Annotated in this window: 19 protein-coding genes; 6 read left to right on the forward strand and 13 right to left on the reverse strand. The window is 64.9% G+C overall.

What is annotated here, in order from left to right; all coding sequences use genetic code 11:
- Window positions 1-79 precede the first annotated feature (79 nt).
- Window positions 80-2,035: a GAF domain-containing sensor histidine kinase gene (locus Q9246_RS03620; RefSeq protein ID WP_306395521.1), complete on the forward strand. Its 1,956-nt coding sequence runs from the start codon at window positions 80-82 to the stop codon at window positions 2,033-2,035.
- 164 nt (window positions 2,036-2,199) lie between these two features.
- Here Q9246_RS03620 and Q9246_RS03625 read toward each other — a convergent pair whose 3' ends face one another.
- Window positions 2,200-3,705 carry an HD domain-containing phosphohydrolase gene (locus tag Q9246_RS03625; RefSeq protein ID WP_306395522.1) on the reverse strand — a complete coding sequence of 502 codons (1,506 nt, stop codon included), beginning with the start codon at window positions 3,703-3,705 and terminating at the stop codon, window positions 2,200-2,202.
- 192 nt (window positions 3,706-3,897) lie between these two features.
- Entirely contained in the window at window positions 3,898-4,635 is a 738-nt protein-coding gene (locus Q9246_RS03630; protein WP_306395523.1) for a DNA-formamidopyrimidine glycosylase family protein, read from the reverse strand.
- A gap of 164 nt (window positions 4,636-4,799) precedes the next feature.
- Here Q9246_RS03630 and Q9246_RS03635 point away from each other — a divergent pair, with 164 nt between their 5' ends.
- Entirely contained in the window at window positions 4,800-5,294 is a 495-nt protein-coding gene (locus Q9246_RS03635) for a DUF3016 domain-containing protein (protein WP_306395524.1), read from the forward strand.
- On the opposite strand, the gene Q9246_RS03640 is transcribed toward Q9246_RS03635, so the two are convergent.
- From Q9246_RS03640 to mepK, 10 genes are all read right to left on the reverse strand, one after another.
- Window positions 5,291-6,466 carry a hypothetical protein gene (locus tag Q9246_RS03640; protein WP_306395526.1) on the reverse strand — a complete coding sequence of 392 codons (1,176 nt, stop codon included), beginning with the start codon at window positions 6,464-6,466 and terminating at the stop codon, window positions 5,291-5,293. The genes Q9246_RS03635 and Q9246_RS03640 overlap by 4 nt on opposite strands.
- A 22-nt stretch (window positions 6,467-6,488) precedes the next feature.
- Entirely contained in the window at window positions 6,489-6,989 is a 501-nt protein-coding gene (locus tag Q9246_RS03645) for a hypothetical protein (protein ID WP_306395527.1), read from the reverse strand.
- The gene (locus tag Q9246_RS03650) at window positions 6,986-7,573 is read right to left on the reverse strand and encodes an RNA polymerase sigma factor (RefSeq protein WP_306395529.1); all 588 of its coding nucleotides are present in this window, start codon (window positions 7,571-7,573) and stop codon (window positions 6,986-6,988) included. Before Q9246_RS03650 ends, Q9246_RS03645 begins: the two co-directional genes overlap by 4 nt.
- A 121-nt stretch (window positions 7,574-7,694) precedes the next feature.
- Window positions 7,695-8,138: a thioesterase family protein gene (locus tag Q9246_RS03655; protein WP_306395530.1), complete on the reverse strand. Its 444-nt coding sequence runs from the start codon at window positions 8,136-8,138 to the stop codon at window positions 7,695-7,697.
- 15 nt (window positions 8,139-8,153) lie between these two features.
- Entirely contained in the window at window positions 8,154-9,623 is a 1,470-nt protein-coding gene (locus Q9246_RS03660) for a PQQ-dependent sugar dehydrogenase (protein WP_306395531.1), read from the reverse strand.
- 85 nt (window positions 9,624-9,708) lie between these two features.
- Window positions 9,709-10,155, reverse strand: coding sequence for an SRPBCC family protein (locus tag Q9246_RS03665; RefSeq protein WP_306395532.1), 447 nt, complete (start codon window positions 10,153-10,155; stop codon window positions 9,709-9,711).
- A 175-nt stretch (window positions 10,156-10,330) separates the two neighbouring features.
- Window positions 10,331-10,843, reverse strand: coding sequence for a ferritin-like domain-containing protein (locus tag Q9246_RS03670; RefSeq protein ID WP_306395534.1), 513 nt, complete (start codon window positions 10,841-10,843; stop codon window positions 10,331-10,333).
- A gap of 113 nt (window positions 10,844-10,956) precedes the next feature.
- On the reverse strand, window positions 10,957-11,265 hold the full coding sequence (locus tag Q9246_RS03675; protein WP_306395536.1) for a hypothetical protein: 309 nt from the start codon (window positions 11,263-11,265) through the stop codon (window positions 10,957-10,959).
- Entirely contained in the window at window positions 11,262-12,083 is an 822-nt protein-coding gene (locus tag Q9246_RS03680; RefSeq protein ID WP_306395538.1) for a hypothetical protein, read from the reverse strand. The genes Q9246_RS03675 and Q9246_RS03680 overlap by 4 nt, the downstream gene beginning before the upstream one ends.
- 4 nt (window positions 12,084-12,087) lie before the next feature.
- Window positions 12,088-12,642: a peptidoglycan L,D-endopeptidase MepK gene (mepK, locus tag Q9246_RS03685; protein ID WP_306395540.1), complete on the reverse strand. Its 555-nt coding sequence runs from the start codon at window positions 12,640-12,642 to the stop codon at window positions 12,088-12,090.
- 135 nt (window positions 12,643-12,777) lie between these two features.
- Between mepK and Q9246_RS03690 the strand changes: the two genes are divergently transcribed.
- From Q9246_RS03690 to Q9246_RS03700, 3 genes are all read left to right on the forward strand, one after another.
- The gene (locus Q9246_RS03690) at window positions 12,778-13,953 is read left to right on the forward strand and encodes a PQQ-dependent sugar dehydrogenase (RefSeq protein WP_306395542.1); all 1,176 of its coding nucleotides are present in this window, start codon (window positions 12,778-12,780) and stop codon (window positions 13,951-13,953) included.
- Window positions 13,954-14,119: 166 nt separating this feature from the next.
- Window positions 14,120-16,897 carry a M16 family metallopeptidase gene (locus tag Q9246_RS03695; RefSeq protein ID WP_306395544.1) on the forward strand — a complete coding sequence of 926 codons (2,778 nt, stop codon included), beginning with the start codon at window positions 14,120-14,122 and terminating at the stop codon, window positions 16,895-16,897.
- A gap of 77 nt (window positions 16,898-16,974) precedes the next feature.
- The gene (locus tag Q9246_RS03700; RefSeq protein WP_306395545.1) at window positions 16,975-17,568 is read left to right on the forward strand and encodes an isochorismatase family protein; all 594 of its coding nucleotides are present in this window, start codon (window positions 16,975-16,977) and stop codon (window positions 17,566-17,568) included.
- A gap of 16 nt (window positions 17,569-17,584) precedes the next feature.
- Here Q9246_RS03700 and Q9246_RS03705 read toward each other — a convergent pair whose 3' ends face one another.
- Window positions 17,585-18,571, reverse strand: a complete 987-nt coding sequence (locus Q9246_RS03705; RefSeq protein ID WP_306395547.1) for an LLM class flavin-dependent oxidoreductase — start codon at window positions 18,569-18,571, stop codon at window positions 17,585-17,587.
- A gap of 176 nt (window positions 18,572-18,747) precedes the next feature.
- On the opposite strand from Q9246_RS03705, the gene Q9246_RS03710 reads away from it, so the two are divergent.
- On the forward strand, window positions 18,748-19,887 hold the full coding sequence (locus Q9246_RS03710; RefSeq protein ID WP_306395549.1) for a serine hydrolase domain-containing protein: 1,140 nt from the start codon (window positions 18,748-18,750) through the stop codon (window positions 19,885-19,887).
- Window positions 19,888-19,972 lie beyond the last annotated feature (85 nt).

Here is a 19,972-nt window from a genome sequence, read left to right on the forward strand (position 1 = left end):
CGCCGACCGTCGCACTGCTGCGGCGGCCGGCAAGCTGCTACTATTTCCTCTGCGCATTTTTAGATTATGTGGGGGAAGCATGGAACGTCTTGACCGGCTGGAAGCGGTCCAGTCGATGCTGCTCGAGATCGGGCAATTATCGACCAGCTGCAGCGACATCACCGTCTTCATCGAGGCCGTGCACCGGGCGCTGGGCCGCATCATGTATGCGGCCAATTTCTACGTCGCCCTGGCCGACCGCGAGGACGGCACGGTGCGCTTCCCGTATTTCGTCGACGAGGCCGACGGCACCCGCGATCCGAACGAGCGCATCACGCTCGCCTCGCCCGAGCAGTCGCCGACCGCCTGGGTGCTGCTCAACCGCCAGACCCTGGTGCTGACCGCCGCCGATTTCCACGAGCGCCTGCGCAACAGCGGGCGCTGGGGCGATGGCAGCGTGCCGGAACACTTCGTCGCCTGCCCGCTGCTGGACCAGAACCACCAGGCGCTGGGGGCGATCGTGATCCAGAGCTATTCGCGCGACGAGACCTATAGCGCGGAAGACCAGGCGCTGTTCGCGCTGATCGCGAATCACGTGTCGAATGCGCTGCAGGGCTTGCAAAGCATGGACCGCCTGGAGCGGGCAGTGCAGGAGCGTACCGCGGCGCTGGCGCACGAGGTGGCCGAGCGCGGCCGTGCCGAGAAGGTGCAGCACGCGCTGTACCAGATCGCCGACCTGTCGGCCCAGGCCCTCGATACCGATCTTCTCAGCGCCAGCCTGCACGAGATCATCGGCGAGCTGATGGTGGCCGATAACTTCCTGATCGCGCTCTACCACCCGGACACGCAAGAGATCAGCATCCCGTACTTCGTCGACCAGAAGGACAGCAAGCCGCCGCTGCAGCGCTTCCCGTTCGGGAAGGCCATGTGCTCGTATGTGTTGTCGAGCAAGCAGGCGCAGTTGCATGACCAGGGGAGTTTCCGCCAACTGGTCGCCAACGGCATCGTCAACGAACCGCTCGGCAATACCGACATCGCCAGCTGGATGGGCGCGCCGATGCTGGTCCACGAAAAGCCATACGGCGTGATCGTGGTGCAGAGCTACGATCCGTCGATCGTCTACAGCAAGGCCGATCTCGACCTGCTGGCCTTCATGGCCAGCCACGTGGCGGTGGCGATCGCGCGCATGCAGGCCGACCGCAGGATCCGCAAGGCCAAGCAGGAGCTCGAGCAGCAGAATGCGGCGCTGAACGAGGCCCTGCACGCGCTGCAGGAAGCGCAGTCGGAACTGGTGCGCCAGGAAAAACTGGCCTCGCTGGGCCGGCTGGTGGCCGGCGTGGCGCACGAGATCAATACCCCGCTCGGCATCTGCGTGACCGCGACCAGCCACCTGGTGCAGGAACTCAAGCTCACGCGCGAGGAACTGGCGGCGGGCGAGATGACCGAAGACAGCCTGGCCGGCTTCTTCGACGTGGTCGACCAGTCGCTGCGTATCATGACCACCAATACCCAGCGCGCGGCGGCGCTGGTGCGCAGCTTCAAGCAGGTGGCGGTGGACCAGTCCTCGGGCGATATCCGCAGCTTCAACCTCGGGCCTTACCTGAACGAAGTGCTGCTGTCGCTGCAGCCCAAGCTGAAAGGACGGCCGATCAAGGTGGCGGTCGACTTCCCGCAAGACCTGGTGCTGGACAGTTATCCGGGCGCGGTATCGCAGATCGTCACCAATATGGTGGTCAATTCGCTGGTGCACGGTTTCGAGCGCGACCAGCCGGGCAATATCACACTGCGCGCGGGGCTGGAAGACGATGGCTGGGTGGTGTTCGACTATGCCGACGACGGAGCAGGGATGGACGAGGACACGCTGGACAAGCTGTTCGATCCGTTCTTTACCACCAAGCGCGGGACTGGGGGGAGCGGGCTGGGGGCGCACATCCTGTACAACCTGGTGACGGGGGCGCTGGGCGGGACGGTCAGGGTGGAGAGTGCGCCGGGGGAGGGGTTGAAGTACCACCTGCGCTTCCCGCGCTCGCTGCGCGCCGAAAAAACCGCGGCATAACGACGCTGTCTGCTACCTTCGCACGTCGTTCCCGCGAAGGCGGGAACCCAAGTTCGCATGTGCTGGCCGAAATCGGTTGAATTGGTGTGCGACCAACTTGGGTTCCCGCCTTCGCGGGAAGTCGTTACGCCCAGTGAGGGTAACGACGGTATGCGTCGGTTAACTCAATCCGGCCACTTCTCGTTAATCGCCAGCGCCTTGTCCATATTCTTGATGAGCAGGTCGACGTACTTTGGATCCAGGTGGTGCCCCGCCACCTCGCGCAGGTGCTCGGTAACCTTCGCCGGCGGCCAGGCGTCCTTGTAGCAGCGCTTGTGGCTCAGGGCGTCGAACACGTCGGCGACGGCGACGATGCGCGCATACGGGTGGATGTCTTCGCCGCGCAGGCCTTGCGGATAGCCGGTGCCGTCGTATTTCTCGTGGTGCTGGTGGGCGATCACCGCCGCCGCCTTCAGGATCGGACGCTGCGAGCCGTCCAGGATCTGCAGCCCGATGGTCGGGTGCTGCTTCATGATTTCCCATTCCTCCTCGGTCAGGCGGCCCGGCTTGAGCAGCACCGCATCGGGCGTCGCGATCTTGCCCACGTCGTGCATCGGCGCGGCGTGCATCAAGACCGCCGTCTCGTCTTCCGGCATGCCCGACGCCTGCGCCAGCATGTGGCAGACCTGGGACATGCGGCGCACGTGGTTGCCCGCCTCGTGCGAGCGCGATTCGACCACGTCGCCCAGGCGCAGGATCAGCTCGGCCTGGGTATCGGTGATTTCCTGGTTGAGCAGGATGTTGTCGAAGGCGATGGCCACGCCCGAGCAGAAGACTTCGAGCAGCTGGGCGTCGATGTCCGAGATCTCGTCCACGCCCTTGAGCACCAGCAGCGAAGCCTTGCCGCTATTGTTCGGGAAGTAGCCGACATAGGTGTCGCCATGCAGGCGCGAAATACGGTTGTGGCGGGCGTCGTCCAGCTGGGAAAGCAGCTCCGGGCCGATCTCGTCGCCGCCCATGTCGCCGATCTGGGCCAGCACCTCGTACTGGCTCTGGCCGGTGATTACGCTGGCCGCCTTCAGGCGCAGCAGCATGCTCTGTTCCAGGCGCAGCAGGGCCACCACCTGCTGCAGCAGGCCGTTGGCGAAGTCCTTCAGGTTGCGTTGCTGGAAGATGTGGGCGGAGGCGGCAATGACCCGCTCCAGGCCTTCGCGATAGGTCTGCTGCACGCGGCGCGCTTCCTCGACCTTCATGATGTCGCGGTAGGCGCGCAAGGCGGCGAAGGTGGTGGTGAACAGCTTGGTGCGGTCGAGCTCGGTCTTTTCCTTGTAGTCGTTGATGTCGTAGTCGACGATCACGCGTTCCTCGGGCGCCTGGCCCGGCTGGCCGGTGCGCAGCACGATGCGGGTAAACTGGTTGTCCAGGTCCTGGCGCATCCAGCGCGCCACCTCGAGGCCGCTGTCTTCGCGCTCCATCACCACGTCCAGGAATACCAGGGCGATGTCAGTTTCCCGCGCCAGCACTTCCTTGGCTTCGGCGCCACTGTAGGCGTGCACGAAGGACAGCGCACGGCCGTCGAGGCGGAAGCGCGCCAGGGTCAGCTTGGTGATGTCGTGGATATCGGGTTCGTCATCCACCAGCAATACTTTCCAGGGTGCGAGCTTGGGCGCAGCGGATGACAGGAAGGACATGGAAAATCCGATATCGTAGGGAAATGTTGTCTGAAGAGGCTATTTTTCGACGTAAAAGTAGCCCAGAGTCAAGTCGATTGTAGTACGACATATGACCCTTAACAACAGGCAATATTGAATTTGTGCAGCGGCGATGTAACAGCAACTCTCTCCGGAGGGAGAGGGATGTTGCTCGTAAAAGACAGCCCGGTATCAGGTGTACGGTCTCTGGCAACGCTCACAATAGAAGGCGCGGCGCTTGGTCGTGCCGAGATTGGCTTTTTTGAAAGGAATATCGCAGCGCGGGCAAATTTTCTTCGCATGGGCCAGCCAATGCTGCTTGAGCACGAAGTCTTTTTTCCAGCCGAGGAAATCGAAGCTGTATTGGCGCGCCTCGTCGACCAGCTGGCGCAGCTTGGGCGCGGGCAGTGCGCCCACGGTCGACAGCGGGTGGACGCGGATGCGAAACAGCACCTCATTCTTGATGATGTTGCCGACACCGGAAAAGATATCCTGGTCGAGCAGGGCGTCGCAGGCCAGCAGTTCGGGCCGCGCGCGCAATTTCTTGCGCGCCTGCTTCGGGTCCCAGCGGTCCGACATGACGTCGGCGCTGAAATCGTAGGCTTCGAACGTCGCGCGGTCGATGGGGCGGATTGCACAGGCATAGAAATTCATTTCGCCGCCGTCCTGCGTCTCGATCGACAGGCGCGGCTCCTTGTCGCGCCGCTCGTCGATGCGGTAGGTGCCGAACAGCAAAAAGTGGATGCGCAGGACGACGTCGGGCAACTCGATGAGGAAGTGCTTGCCCCAGGTGTGCAGGCCGACGATGCGCTGGCCCGCCAGTTGGGCGGGGTCGACGGCGCGGACATTGCCGCTGGCGCGCACGATGTCCTGGCCCACGAAACGGGCAGTCTGTTCCTTCAAGATGACAAGCGATGGACCTTCTGGCATGGCACTCTCCCTTGCGCCATTCTCATCCATCACCATCTATTCGCCGTGTGCGAGGCCTCACATTTGGATACAAACTTCGACGATTCGAGACGAGCACGGCCGCTTGAAGCGGCGTATATTTCTATGTAAGAAGAATGATGGAAGCAAACCAAGGAGCAAGAGCGATGAAATCACTACTCATGAAAACGGCCTTTGCGGGCCTGTTCGCGCTCACCGCCGGCGCCGCATCGGCCGGCGTGACCGTGAATTACATCGAATCCGACAAGTTCGCCGACCTGCCTTTCGCGCCATGGGAGCGCGAGCAGGTGCTCAAGGAATTGAGCGATTATTTCACCAAGCTGGGCGAGAAGTTGCCGGAAGGCCAGGATCTCACGATCGAGGTGACTGACATCGACTTGGCCGGCCGTGAATACCCCAATTTTCGCGGCGGGCGCGAACTGCGCATCCTGAAGGGCACGGCCGACTGGCCGATCATGAACCTGCGCTATTCGCTGACCCAGAACGGGCAGGTGCTCAAGGGCGGCGATGCGCGGCTGGCCGACATGAGCTATATGCAGCGCATCAACCGCATGTCGGACAGCGATACCCTGCGCGCCGAGAAGCGCATGATCGATGACTGGTTCAACGAAACGATCCTGGGCAAGAAGCGTGGGGGTTAATCGACCTTGCCGTAGGTTCTCGTACTGGTCACTTTCAGGGGATCGCGCATCGTATAGTCGGACGGTACGCTGAACAGCGCGGCCGGCGGTTCGCCGCGTTTCAGGTTCTCGAGCCGGTACACCATCTCGCCGCTGCGCGGATCGCTGCGCTTGTGATAGACGGTCATCTGCAGCTCGGGCGAGTACCAGGTCTCGCTACTGACTTCGATCGGGTCGCGGTTGCCGATCTCGCCGGCGGGAATCGCATAGCTGCGCTGGCTGCCCTGGGCCCGTACGCCGGAGAAATCGCGTTCGCCCAGTTCACGCGTGACCGCCCTGGCCGACCATTTCCCCTCATTGACGGCGCCCGCGATCAGCGGGGCGATCTGGGCCGACATTGCGCGCGCCGCGGGCATGGCCGCCGCCGCCGGCTGGGCGATGCGCACCCGCACCTCGGCCGGCTCGACGCCGCGCTGGACGTCCTTGACGATGATGTGCGTGCCCTCGGGCAGCTTGCCTTCCTTACGCAGCCGGTCGATGCGCGCGCGCGCTTCGTTGGCGGCAATGCGCGCCTGGTCGGCGACCTTGCGCTGCTGGTCGGCGAGTTTGCGCTGTTGATCGGCCACGGCGCGCGCGGCATCCGCCTCGGCGCGCGCCTGGCCCGCCGCGATCCGGGCCTGCGTCGCCGCGGTGCGCGCCGCCTCGGCCTGGGCCCGGGCCCGTTCCGACGTGATGTCGGTCCGCGTGGCGCTCTTGCGCTCGGGATTCAGGATCCAGCGCGCGCCGTCGACCGGGTCGCTGATCGTGATCAGGCGCAGCTTGCCGTCGTCGCCGCGAACCTCGGTGCGAGTGCGGCCGGCACCGTCGCGGTATTGCATCGAGCTCGACCTGGTGACGATCTGGTTGCCGTCGGCCAGGCGCTGGATGCTCTCGGAAACGGTCTCGGCGCTGTAGGGCGCGTTCTTGACGATACTCGCGCTGGATATATTGACCATGGCGCCGGCCAGGCTGGCGCTGTCGCCGGCGCGCAGCGTGGCCAGCTGGTCAAGAGGCATGGTGACCGTGCCCTGGCGGATTACGATGCGGCGTTCGCCGTCGCTGCCCTGTTCCAGGGTGACCTCCTCGGCCAGGGCCAGTGATGGCGCAAAGGCGCTTGCCAGCAGGGTGGCGATCAGGATGTTCGTCGTTTTCATACAGTCCTCGCAATGAATCGTGTCAGTTGGCGGCGCTCAGGCGCACTGCCAGGGGATGGCCGTCCTGCGCCACCAGCATTTCGGCGCGCACCGTGCCGCCCGCGGTCTGCGGATTGAGCGGCATGCCCAGCGGCGCCAGCGCGGCCTGCGGCAGTTCGGCCTCGACCACCCGGGTATAGGGTTCGCGCTCGATCCGTTCCAGCGATTCGAGTGCGATGAAGGCGGCGCCGTCGTCGATGCCGATCACGGGCGGGCCGACCGTGATCGCCTGGTGCGGCGCCAGCGCCAGCAGCAGCGTCGCCAGCACGCCGGCGCCGCCCAGCGAGGCGAGGGCGCCGGCCGCACCCCATTGGGGCAATGACAGCCTGCGGTACCAGGGCTGGCGTTGCGGGAACTGGCGGGCGAAGGCCTGCAGCAATTCCTTTTCCACGCAGCGCGGGGCGTCATGCTTGGCCAGCTCGCTGCGCAGTGCGGCGAAGCGGGCGGCCAGGGCGGGGTCGATGGTGTCGTCGTCTTTCATCATGTCATTCCTTCCAGCGTCAGTCGCAGGCGCCTGGCCAGCGCCGCCCGGCCACGCGCCAGGCGCGAACGGACCGTGCCGATGTCGACCTGGCAGACGGTGGCGATCTCCTGGTACGACAAATCGTGCAGCTCGTACAGGATCACCGCGTCGCGGTAGTGCGGCGGCAGCAGCGACAGCGCGCGCCGCACTTCCTCGGCCGTTTCGTTTCCAAGCAGCCGCGCCAGGGGACCGTCGGCCTCGCTCGCTGTATCCAGCGCCAGTTCGTCATCGTCATCGAGCGGCTCCGGCAGCCGCGGATGGCGCTGGCGCGCCTCGTCCAGCTTGAGTGCGAGATTGCGCGCCACGCCGAATAAAAAGTGCTGCAACTGGCCGCGCAGCGGGTCGTAGCCGAGCCGCCCAGTGAGCAGGCCCATGAAGGCTTCCTGCACGATGTCGGCCGCCGTATCGCCCGAGCCGCAGCGCAGCAGCGCGTAGCGGTACAAGGGCCCCTGGTGCCGCCGGTACAGCGCCGTGAACGCATCGGCCTGTCCGGCATGGACCTGGCGCAGCAGTTCGGTATCGGTGTGGTCTGTCGTCGAGGTCATGGCAGTCTTCTTTTCTTGTATTCCGCCGAGGGCCCCGAAAAGTTCCAATTATTTTTCAAGAAAACAAAACGCCCCGTGCCGGAAACCGGGACGGGGCGTCGTGTGCATGCGCAATGACCGATCAGTCGATCCAGTTCACGCGCTCGAATTTATTGCGGAAATCCTCAGGCATGTAGCACACCTGGCTGGACTTGTAGTTGTAGAAGACGAAGCCCGACTTGGCCATGGCGATGAGGGTCCTGTCGCGCGGGCGGGTGATGCGGAAGATCAGGTCGCCGCCGTATTTATTGAAATCCATGACGCCGACTTCGAACAGCAGCTGGTCGCGTCCATACGCTTCGGCGCGGTAGGTCGCGGCCAGGTCGGTGACGATGATGCCATTGCCGTCGCGTTCGGTCTCTGCGACACCGAATTCAAACAGGAAGCGCGCCCTGGCTTCGGAGATCATCGCGATCATCGATTCATTGCCCAGGTGGTTGGCGGCATTGATGTCGGTGACCCTTACCGTCAGCTGCGTCGAATAGTAATACTGGTCTTCGGGAAGATCGAGTTGTAAGCGTGCCATCTCTTCATTCTAAACTCATTGCGCGGCCCTGCGTCCAATTTGTTGGATGGCGCCGCCGCTCGTGAGTAAGTACAGCTCGCCATCGGCATCCTGGCCGAAGGACACGACGCGGCCGATATCGCCGATCTCCCAGTCGCGCTGTTCAGTGATGCCATTGCCGGTGGCGAAGAAGCTTTTCAGGTAGCCGCCGCAGAAATCGGAATAGAAGTAGCGCCCGGCCAGCTCGGGCAGGGCGCGGCCGCGGTAGACGAAGCCGCCGGTGATCGAGCAGCCGTTGGCATTGCCCGTACCGTGGTCGTACTCGAAGGCGGGCAAGGTCAGGCCGGTGCGGTCGCAAGTCGCGGCGTTGTAGCACAGCGTGCCTTCCATGAGGTTCCAGCCATAGTCCAGGCCGGCCTGCGCCGCGGCGACGATGTTGACTTCTTCGCGCCGGTCCTGGCCGACGTCGGACAGGTAGAGCTGGCTACCGTCGAAGCTGAAGCGCCAGGGGTTGCGCAGGCCCGCAGCCCAGATTTCGGGGCGGCGCCCGGCCACGTCGCGGTAGGGATTGCCGGCCGGGATGGTATATGGCTGGGTCGTCGTCGCGCCCGCCACGTCGATGCGCAGCAGCTTGCCGAGCAGGCTGTTCAGGTTGCGCGCATTGCCCTGCGGATCGCCTGCGCCGCCGCCGTCGCCTGTCGCCAGGTAGAGATAGCCATCGGGGCTAAAGGCGAGCTGGCCGCCGAAATGGTTCTGGTAAGTCGGGTGCGGGATGCGCAGGATTACCAGGCCGGAGGTCGGATTGGCCGCCGTCGGCGTGGCGCCGGCGCTGAAGCGCTCGACCACGATATTGCGCTGCAAGTCGGTGTAATAGACGTAGAAATAGCCGTTGCGTGCGAACTGCGGGTCGAAGGCGAGCGACAGCAGGCCGCCTTCGCCATCGGTGGAGACGCGCGCGCGAATGTCGAGGTAGGGCAGGTCGCGCGTGCTGCCGTTTTCGACGATGCGTACCCGGCCCGGCCGCTCGGTGACGAACAGGCGCCGGTCGCCGGCAGGGGCGGTCAGGAAGGTCGGATTGTCGAGATTGGCGGCGACCTGCGTCAGGCCGAGGGACAGCGTGCCGCTCGCATAGCTGACCGCGGCGCTGGCCGTGGCGCCGGCGCTGACGGTCGCCGCCTGCGAAGCCGGCGTCGGTTGATACGTGACGCCGCCGCTCGTGACCGGCGACGCCGACACGTTGTAGCTGCCGGGCGCGAGGTTGGCGAGGGTTTGCGACTGCGTCAGGTCTTGCAGGTAGTTGTTGGGGCCGGTGACACGCAGGGCGGGATTGACGCCGGCCGGCAAGCCGCTGGCGGTGACGGCCAGCGAACCGGTGGTCGCGGGCGGCGGCGTGGCCGGGCCGGGCGTGCCGGGGCTGCCTCCGCCACCGCCGCAGGCAAGCAGGCCCACGCCGATGAGCAGGGCACTGAACAGCAACAGCAGCTTTTGCATATGCCTGGCAAGCATCTCAGCCTCCGCACGGTGGTGTTCGTTTGCGCCATTGTGCCAGCGAATGCCGGCACGGCCGTGGCGCGCGGGCTACAGGACGCGCTCAATCCGGGATTTCTGGCTCGACCAGTTTGGCCAGCTGCTCGAGCGACTCTTGCCAGCCCAGGTAACACATCTCAGTCGGGATCTGGGGGGGAATGCCTTCTTGCTTGATATGCACCTCGACCCCGCCCAGCACTTCGCGCATGCTCACCGTGGTCTGCATCTGGCCGGGAAGATGCGGATCGTCGAACACGGCCGAATAGCGTACCCGCTTGCCGGGTTCGAGTTCCAGGTATTCGCCGCCGAAGGAATGGCTGTGGCCGTTCGTGAGGTTGGTGAAGGACATCCGGTAGCGACCACCGACCCGGCCATCCATCTCGTGGACGGTGCCGAAAAAGCCATAAGGCGGCAGCCATTTTGCATAGGCGCCGGCCGTGGTGAAGGCACGGTACAGGCGATCCGGGGTCGTTTTGATCACGCGATGCAGCTCGACGGTATTGGTGGACATGGTGGTTTCCTTGAGTGGTAGCAACAGAGGACAGCCCTCTGATACTACGACGAAGCAAGTGTCCTGGATTCGACAGCGGCCCCGATTTTTTTATGCACCAAACGACAAATGGCTTGGAATAGCGCAAACCGCGCCACTCCAAGCCATTGTTTCGGCTTAAATAACCGAAAGAAGTTTATTTCTTCGCTTCGACACCCGGGGTGGCCGAGCGCGCCAGGAAGGCCTGGGTGATCTGCGGCAGGTGGTCGAGCAGCCAGGCCGCCATCGCTTTTTCCTGCTCCAGGATCTGCTGGAGCTGGCCCTGGGTCGTGGTATCGCCCACCGATTTGGCGGCCGCGATCAGCGCCGTATAGCTGGCGATCTCGACGTTCTCGAACACGTAGCCGGCCATCGCGCCCTTGACGACCTCGTCGCTGGCCGCCATGCCGCCCACGGCCTGGCCAAAGGCGACCAGGCGCGCGCCGATGTCCTTCAGGACCGAATTATCGGTGCCACGACGCGCCAGGATCTCGTCGAGCACGCTGTGCTGCCAGCGCGTCTCGTCGATGTGCTGGACGATGCGCGCGCGCAGTTCAGGATAGTGTTCGAGGCGCTCGGCCTGCGCGGTCAGCATCTGTTCCGCCTGCTTTTCCATCGCGTGGGCATCGCGCAGCCAATCGTTGAAATTTTCGTCTGCAGTCGTCGTCATGATTCCTCCGTGGGTGTTTGTACAGGTGGCGAAGTTCGCCCTGCCAATACCTTCGCAGAGTTATGGAATCGTGTTTGTTAGGTGACACACTGTCGACGATTCCGACGACGGCTTTATGGCGAGGACGGTGCGGATGGCGCACGCGTGCGCGTCTTGCTGACCACGCCAGATGGATCGATCAGCACGACGAATTCGGAGAACTGGCCGCCGCCGGCCGGCGATTGATAGACCCAGGCCTCGTAGCCGCTGTCGAAGCGCACGCTTTTCGTGGGGCCGAAGGCGGCCAGCAGATCCGCCTTGGTGGTGCGGCCGGCGACCACGGAAGTGGACAGCCGCTCGGCCGCGACGACGGAACCCGGTGGCGCCGGTTGCGTCGCGCAACCCGCCAGCAGCGCCGCGCAGGCAAGTAGACGCAGCTTCATGGCGCCACTCCGTCTGGCGCGTCGACCATGTATTCGAACTCGACCAGCGTATCGTCGGGCCAGCTCGCATCCCACAGCGGCACGTAATAGGTGCGATCGAGCAGCGCCTGGCAGTCGCAGAAGGGCAGCATGTCGGGCGTCTGGTCGCCGCCGGCGTAGAGCATGCTGAACGGCAGAGTCTCGACCCGCTCGCCGGCGCGCAGGGTGACGGCAAAGATGGGCCGCTCGGCAAAGAACAGATAGTTGCCGTCCGGGCTGGTGCACACGCCCTCGGGCGTGTTCAGGGCATCCGAGATCCAGCCGAAGAGCGGCGAGCTGTTCGATACCAGCCCGGCTTCCTTGCCGACCCGGCATTCCAGGCGCAGGTCGCCCAGGCGCCGCGTGCCGGGTGGCAAGCCGGGAGTCTCGATGCGCGCTCGCCAGGTCATGCTGGCGGTCTTGCGGCTGGCGAGCACGGCGGCGTCTTCCTGCAGGGCTTGTTCATGACGGGGCAGGACGAAAAAATTGTTGTCGTCGACAGCGACCGGCAACGACACCGAATCGCCGGCGATGCGCAGGGTGATGCCGCGCATGTCCGTCGACGGCAGGCGCGGCAGCAGCTGGAAACGCAGCGTGGCGCTGGGGGCGAAGGCGCGTTCGCGCTCGAAGCGTTCCATGCCGCGCATCATCTTGCGGTAGGACTTGTCGACCGGGTCGCGGGTGGACTTGACGGTGACGGTGTTCTGGCCGGCGGCCCAGGCAGGCGCGCTCGGCAGTGCCGCCATGAGCGCGGTGCCCATGGCGCACAGGGAAACGACGCGGACCAGTTGCCGCGTCATGGTATTACCAATACCGGACGCGGCCGGTATCCATGTGGACGAACTGCGAGCTGGCGTAATAGCCGACGCCGCCGCCCTTGAGCGACATCGCCGCTTTCTGCAGGGTGCGCAGGTCGGTGCCCGGCAGGCGGATGTCGATCGCCTTGCCGTCCATGTGCAGGCTGCGCTTGGCGACGCCGCCGCTGCCGTGGCTGCGCAGGAAGGCGTTCGATTCGGGCGCGCGGTAGCCCGAGATGATGTGCAATTCCTTGCTGTTGTCGAGCTTGCCATTAAGTTGGCCGAGCAACAGCAGCAGTTCTGGATCGATCTCGGCGATCTTGTTGCTGCGGTGGTCGCGCAGCACTTTATTGATGTCTTTCAGGGCATCGGGGACGAACTCGCCTTCGGCCCAGAACGTGCTCTTGAGCTTCTCGCCGGTATGCGTATTGTAGAAACGCAGGCAGCACTCGCCGGACAGAACATTACTGTCAGATGATGTATTCTTGGCAAGGGTTGGAAGGGCGAGGGAGGAAGAAGCGAGGAGGAGGGAGCTCTTGAGGAAGGAGCGTCGTTGAATCATTGAAGGAAGTCCTTACGCTGGTTCACTGAACCGTCAATGATACGCCGATTGCCTGAATCGTGCAGATAAAATGTCTGAAATTGCGGCGAATAAGCTACGATGTCAACTATTTAACGTCTTTTGGGAGAGGAAGTCATGCCGAGTATTGTCAAGAAGCTCTTGAGCAAAAAACTAGTGTTGGCCGCCAGCCTGGCCACGGTCGGCGTGACTGCCATCGCCCAGGAAGTGACCCCGGTCGACAAGCCGCCGCTCGCCAAGGGCTGGAAGCTCGAGACGGTCGCGACCGGCGCCCCGCAGCCCTGGGGCATGGCCTGGCTGCCCGATGGCCGGATGCTGGTCACCGGCAAGCAGGGCACGCTGCATCTGTTGAATGGCAAGAGCTTCCAGCAAATCCCTCTCGACGGCCTGCCGAACCTGTATGCCAGCGGCCAGGGCGGCCTGCTCGACATCGTCGTGCACCCGGCTGACAAGGCCAACCCGCGCATCTACATGACGATGTCCAGCGGCACCGACGAAGAGAACCGGACCGTACTGGTGCAGGGCGTGTTCGACGGCAAGCGCGTCACCGGCATCAAGCAGCTGTTCGCGGTGAACCTGGGCAAGAGCGGCGGCCAGCACTTCGGTTCGCGCCTGCTGTGGCTGCCGGATAACACCCTCTTGATGAGCATCGGCGACGGCGGCAATACGCCGCAGCGGATCGGCAATATGCTGGCGCGCGACCATGCCCAGAGCCTGGCCTCGCACACCGGCAAGATCCTGCACCTCACCGACGCCGGCCAGCCGGTCGGCAAGGGCGCGCTGGCGGGGCAGGCCAATGCCCGGCCCGAAATCTACAGCTACGGCCACCGCAACGTGCAGGGCATGGCGCGCGATCCGAAGAGCGGCCGCATCTATGCCAACGAGCACGGCTCGCGCGGTGGCGACGAGATCAATGTGATCGAGGCCGGCAAGAACTATGGCTGGCCGCTGCAAAGCTATACGCTGGACTACAGCACCCGCGAGCCGATCGGCATGAAGGTGGTGCCGGGCACGGTGCAGCCGATCGTCGTCTGGACGCCGTCGCCGGCGCCGTCGGGCCTGGCTTTCTATACCGGTAAAGCCTTCCCGCAATGGCAAGGCAGCCTGTTCAGCGGCAGCCTGGCCGGCCAGGACGTGCGCCGGGTGCAGCTCGACGCCCAGGGCAAGGTTACGGCCCAGGAGCTGCTGCCGGTCGGCAAGCGCGTGCGCGACGTGCGCCAGGGGCCGGATGGACAGCTGTATGTACTGACCGACGAAGCAAAAGGCAGCCTGCTGCGCATCGTTCCCAAGTGATGCGTCCCGCATGAAGTCACGCCTTCCTGGGGTATGCATGCCTGTTTTTGTTTGTTGACAACGTGAAACCTGCCTAGAATGAATGTTTGCCAGGGCGCGCCGATGGGGTGCGCCTTGCCGTTCATTCCGTCCCTCGTCCCACAAGGACACCTCCAGGAGGAGCACTATGGCAGTATCCGTTCGTCGTACCATCCACCTCGCGGCAGCGCTCGCGCTGGCCACCGGCGTCTCGTCGCTCCAGGCGGCCCCGGCCAAGCCGGCGGCCACCCCCGACATCCCGATTCCGGACATCAAGTACACCAAGTTCACACTCAAGAACGGCCTGACCGTGCTGGTGCACGAAGACCGCAAGACGCCGGTGGTGGCGATCAATACCTGGTACCACGTCGGCTCCAAGAACGAGAAAGTGGGCAAGACCGGCTTCGCCCACCTGTTCGAACACCTGATGTTCAGCGGCAGCGACAACTTCAAGCACACCTACCTGAATGCGATGGAACGCATCGGTGCGACCGACCTCAACGGCACCACTAACCAGGACCGCACCAATTACTTCCAAAACGTGCCGACCTCGATGCTCGACTATGCGCTGTTCGCCGAGAGCGACCGCATGGGCTACCTGCTGGGCACGGTCGACAAGAAGAAGCTCGACATCCAGCGCGGCGTGGTGCAGAACGAGAAGCGCCAGTACGAGAACCAGCCCTACGGCATCGCCTGGGAACTCCTGACCACCAATACCTATCCGGCCGGCCACCCGTATTCCTGGACCGTGATCGGCAAGATGGAAGACCTCGACGCGGCCTCGATGACCGACGTCCAGGACTGGTTCAAGCAGAACTACGGCCCAAACAACACGGTGCTGGTGCTGTCGGGCGATATCTCGGCCGAAGAAGCGCGCGAGAAGGTCGAGCGCTTCTATGGCGCGATCCCGCCGGGCCCGCCACTGGCCAAGCATGACGCGTGGATCGCCAAGCGCACCGGCACCCACCGCACGGTGGCCCAGGACCGCGTGCCGCAATCGCGCGTCTACCGCACCTGGAACGTGCCGGGCGCGCACACGCAGGAAGAAGTGCTGCTCGACCTGGCCGCGCGCGTGCTGGGCGGCGGCAAGACCTCGCGCCTGTACAAGCGCCTGGTGTACCAGGATCAGCTGGCCACCAGCGCTACCGCGAGCGACAACTCGTCCGAGATCGGCGGCCAGTTCAGCATGACCCTGACCGCGCGCCCGGGCGGCGATGTGGCGAAGATGGAAAAAGTGGCCGACGAAGAGCTGCGCGCGCTGATGAAGAGCGGCCCGACGGACGCCGAGCTGCGCCTGGCCAAGACCGCGATCATGGCGCAATACACGCGCATGATCGAGCGCGTCGGCGGCTTCGGCGGCAAGAGCGACCTGCTGGCTTCGTGCGAAACCTATACCGGCAATCCGGACTGCTACAAGATCTATCTGCAGCGCATCAAGGACGCCACCCCGGCCATGGTGCGCAAGGCGATGAACGACTGGCTGAGCGACGGCGACTTCGTGTTGCAGATCGATCCGTTCCCGACCGGCCTGGCCGCCACCAACACCGGCCTGGACCGCAGCAAGGCGCCGGACACCGGCAAGGCGATGTCGCTCAAGCTGCCGCCGATGCAGCGCGCCACACTGTCCAACGGCCTGAAAGTCGTGCTGGCCGAGCGTCATGAAGCGCCGATCGTCAACCTGCAACTGCTGGTCGACAGCGGCTATGCCTCCGACAGCGCCGACATGCCGGGCGTGGCCAGCCTGGCGCTGCGCATGCTCGAAGAAGGCACCAGCAGCCGCAAGTCGCTGCAGATCGGCGAGGAACTGGAAAGCCTGGGCGCGACCTTCGGCGCCAGCACCAACCTCGATGGCGCCTTCGTCGGCATGAACGCGCTCAAGGCCACCTTGCCGCAGGCGCTCAACCTGTATGCCGACCTGGTGCTCAATCCGGCGTTCCCGCAGAACGAGTTCGCGCGCCTGCAGCAGGACCGCCTGGCCGCGATCGCGCGTGAAAAGGCCGATCCGCAGTCGATCGCGATGCGCGTGGCGCCGGCGCTGCTGTACGGCGCCAACCACGTCTACGCCAAGCCGGGCACCGGCAGCGGCACCGAGGACGCGGTCAAGCGCATGACCCGCGCCGACCTGGCGACCTACCACGCCACCTGGTTCAAGCCGAACAACGCCACCCTGCTGGTGGTGGGCGATACCACGCTGGCCGAGGTCACGCCGCTGCTCGAGAAAGCGTTCGCGTCGTGGAAAGCGGGCGAGGTGCCGAAGAAGGCGATCGCCGAGGTGGCGCCGCGCGCCGCGCCGGTGGTTTACCTGGTCGACCGTCCGGGCGCGCTGCAGAGCGTGATCCTGGGCGGCCAGCTGGCGCCGCCGCGCAACAGTCCCGAGGCGCTGCCGCTCGAGATCGTCAACGACGTGTTCGGCGGCACCTTCAGCTCGCGCATCAATATGAACCTGCGCGAAGACAAGCACTGGTCGTATGGCGTGCGCAGCACGGTCGTGCCGGCGATCGGCCAGCGCGCCTTCATGAGCATCTCGCCGGTGCAGACCGACAAGACCGGCGACGCGCTCAAGGAACTGGTGGGCGAGTACCGCAATATCGCCGGCGCCAAGCCGATCGCGAATGAAGAGCTCAAGTTCGCGCAGGACAATAAAACCCTGCGCCTGCCGGGCAGCTTCGAGACGGCGGGCCAGCTGGCCGGCGCCTATTCCACGATCCTGCAGTACGGCTTGCCCAAGGATTACTACAACACCTTCACCGAGAAGGCGCTGGCGCTCACGCCGCAGCAGGCGAATGCTCTGGCGGCGCGCAGCTTCGTCGCGGATCGCCTGGCGTGGGTGGTGGTCGGCGACATGGCCAAGGTCGAGAAGGATATCCGCGCGCTGAACCTGGGCGAGGTGCGCAGGATCGACGTGGACGGCAAGCCTTTGCCGTAAGTCGTTGCAAGTCCCGCCCGGCGCGTGCGCCGGGCGGGACGGGTTTGGGGGACACTTTGGGCAGGAGGAATCTGCTCATGGACCAACAACTCAGCCTGGACCCGGCGCGCACGGCGCTGGTCCTCATCGATCTTCAGAACAGCAACGTCAAGCACGATCTAGCGCCGCACGGCGCCGAGGACGTGGTTGGCAATTGCGTGCTGCTGGCGCAGGAGATGCGCGAGCGCGGCGGCCTGGTCATCTATGTCCACGTATTGCTGAATGAATTGCCGCAAGCGCCAGCCGATGCGCCGCTGCGGCCGCGGGGCGCGCCGGCGGCGCCTCCCGATGCCTCGTGGCTGGCGCCGGAAGCCGGCGTCGAGGCGCAGGACCTCGTGATCGTCAAGCGCCAGTGGGGCGCCTTCTATGGCACCGAACTCGAGCAGCAGCTGCGGCGACGCGGCATCGACACGCTGGTCATGGGCGGCATCGCCACCAATTTCGGCGTCGAATCGACCGCGCGCGCGGCCTATGATTTCGGCTTCCAGCTGGTGTTCGCCGAGGATGCGATGAGCAGCTTCGAGGCCGATGCCCACCATTTCGCGTGCAACAAGATCTTTCCGAAAATGGGAAGGGTGCGCTCGACGCGCACCCTGATCGACGTCCTGCAGGCCGGTACCGGCGCCGCGTGACGCCGGTCGCCCGGCATCAACCCGCGCGCTGGATGTCCGCCGTGATCTCGTAGGCGCGCAGGCGCGCCGCGTGGTCGTAGATCTGCGAGGTGATCATCAGCTCGTCCGGCTTCGTCTTATCGATGAAGGCGCGCAGCTGGTGGGCCACCGTCACGCGCGAGCCGATTGCCGAGCACGACAGCACGCTGTCGAGCATCATGCGTTCGGGCAGGTCGAGCGCTTCCAGGTAGCCGCTCACCGGCGGTTTCAGCTTGGTCGGGCGGCCGGTGCGCAGGTTGACGAAGGCCTGCTGCATCGAGGTTGCCAGGAAGTGTGCTTCCTGGTCGGTGTCCGCGGCGAACACATTAAAGCCCAGCATGATGTAAGGCTTGTCGAGCTGTTCCGATGGCCGGAAGTTGCTGCGGTACATATCGATCGCCTGCATCATCATCTGCGGCGCGAAGTGCGAGGCGAAGGCATACGGCAGGCCGAGATGCGCCGCCAATTGCGCCCCGAACAGGCTGGAGCCGAGGATCCAGACCGGCACGGCGAGGCCGGCGCCGGGCACGGCCTGCACCGGGCGCCGGGTCGAGCCGGCGAAATAATCCATCAGCTCCACCACGTCTTGCGGGAATTCGTCGGCGTCGGATGCCAGGTTGCGGCGCAGGGCGCGCGCCGTGGTCTGGTCCGAGCCCGGCGCGCGGCCCAGGCCGAGGTCGATGCGGCCCGGATGCAGCGCCTCGAGCGTGCCGAACTGTTCGGCGATCACCAGCGGCGAATGATTGGGCAGCATGATGCCGCCGGCGCCCACGCGGATGCGCGAGGTGCCGGCCGCCACGTGGCCGATCAGCACCGCGGTGGCGGCGCTGGCGATGCCCGGCATGCCGTGGTGTTCGGCCAGCCAGAAACGGTTGTATCCCCAGCGCTCGCCATGTTGTGCGAGGTCGAGCGAGCGTTGGAACGAGGTGGCCGCATCGCTGCCTTCGGCGATCGGCGAGAGGTCGAGTATCGAGAAAGGAATCATGGATCCATGATACGCCGATGAAAAAAATCGCGTGCGCGGGCCCCCAAAAACGTCGCGTCCGCTGCCTTGTCATCAGCTTGCTATAGTATTTCTGCATGATGCCAAGACACTATCTTTGTTCGCTGCCGGCCGCCATGCTGCTCGTTGCTTGCGCGCACCAGCCAGCGCCATCCGCCATGACAGCCGAATCCAGTTTCCATCCCGCGCAGGTGGCGGCCATCGACCAAGCGATCGACACCGCCATCGCCGCCCGCAAGCTGCCGGGCGCCGTCTATCATCTCGAGCGCGGCACCGCGCAGCACGAGCGCGCCTATGGCCGGCTCACTTACGACGAGGACGCGGCCGCCGTCACGCCCGCCACCGTCTTCGATGCGGCCTCGCTGAGCAAGGTGCTGGTCACGGCGCCCGCGGTCCTGATGCTGGCCGAAGAGGGCCGCATCGACCTCGAGGCGCCCATTACGCGCTACTTCGCGGACTGTACCGGTGGCGGCAAGGAGGCGATCACGGTGCGCCAACTGCTGACCCATACCTCGGGCCTGGCCTCCGGCCTGCCGGCCAGGCCGGCATGGCAGGGCAGGGAAGCCGCGCTGGCGCTGGCCTGTGCACAGACAGTGACCCATCCGCCGGGCAGTTTCTTCCGCTATTCCGACATCAATTACATCCTGCTGGGCCTGCTGGTCGAGCGCACCGCGGACATGCCGCTCGACCGTTTCGCCCAGCAGCGCATCTTTGCGCCGCTCGGCATGGGCAATACCGGGTACCGCCCGCTGGAGCGCATGCCGGCAGCGTCGATCGCGCCGACCCAGCGCGGCGCCACCGCGGTGGCGCAATTGCCGACCGCCCATGGCGACCTGGCGCCGGGCGCGCCGCTGCAGGGCGTGGTGCACGATCCGACCGTGCGCCGCATGGGCGGCGTGGGCGGCTCGGCCGGCGTATTCTCGACCGCCGGCGACGTCGCGCGTTTCGCCCGCATGCTGCTGGGCAATGGCGCACTGGATGGGGTACGGATACTGAAGCCGGAAAGCGTGCGCCTGCTGACCACGGTGCAATCGCCGTCCGGCATCGTTGCACTGCGGGGGATGGGCATGGACATCGATTCGCCCTTCGCCAAGCGGCCGCGCGGCGCCGTCTATCCGGTCGGCAGTTATGGCCATACGGGATTCACCGGTTGCATCCTGTGGGTCGATCCGCAGTCACAAAGTTTCTATGTCTTCCTGTCGAACCGGGTCTACCCCGACGACCACAGCGTGGTGCTGCCGCTCTATACGCAACTGGGTACGCTCTCGGCGCAGGCTGCCCTGGGTGCTCAACAATAAGCGCTAAATAAGAGCAAGATAAAAGAAATTAAAAGACGATGATGTATTTCCGCGCGGCTACCGTGCGCTCCCATCCGTAGCCTGT

The sequence above is a fragment of the Telluria beijingensis genome (genome assembly GCF_030770395.1).
Classification (GTDB): Bacteria; Pseudomonadota; Gammaproteobacteria; order Burkholderiales; family Burkholderiaceae_D; genus Telluria; species Telluria beijingensis.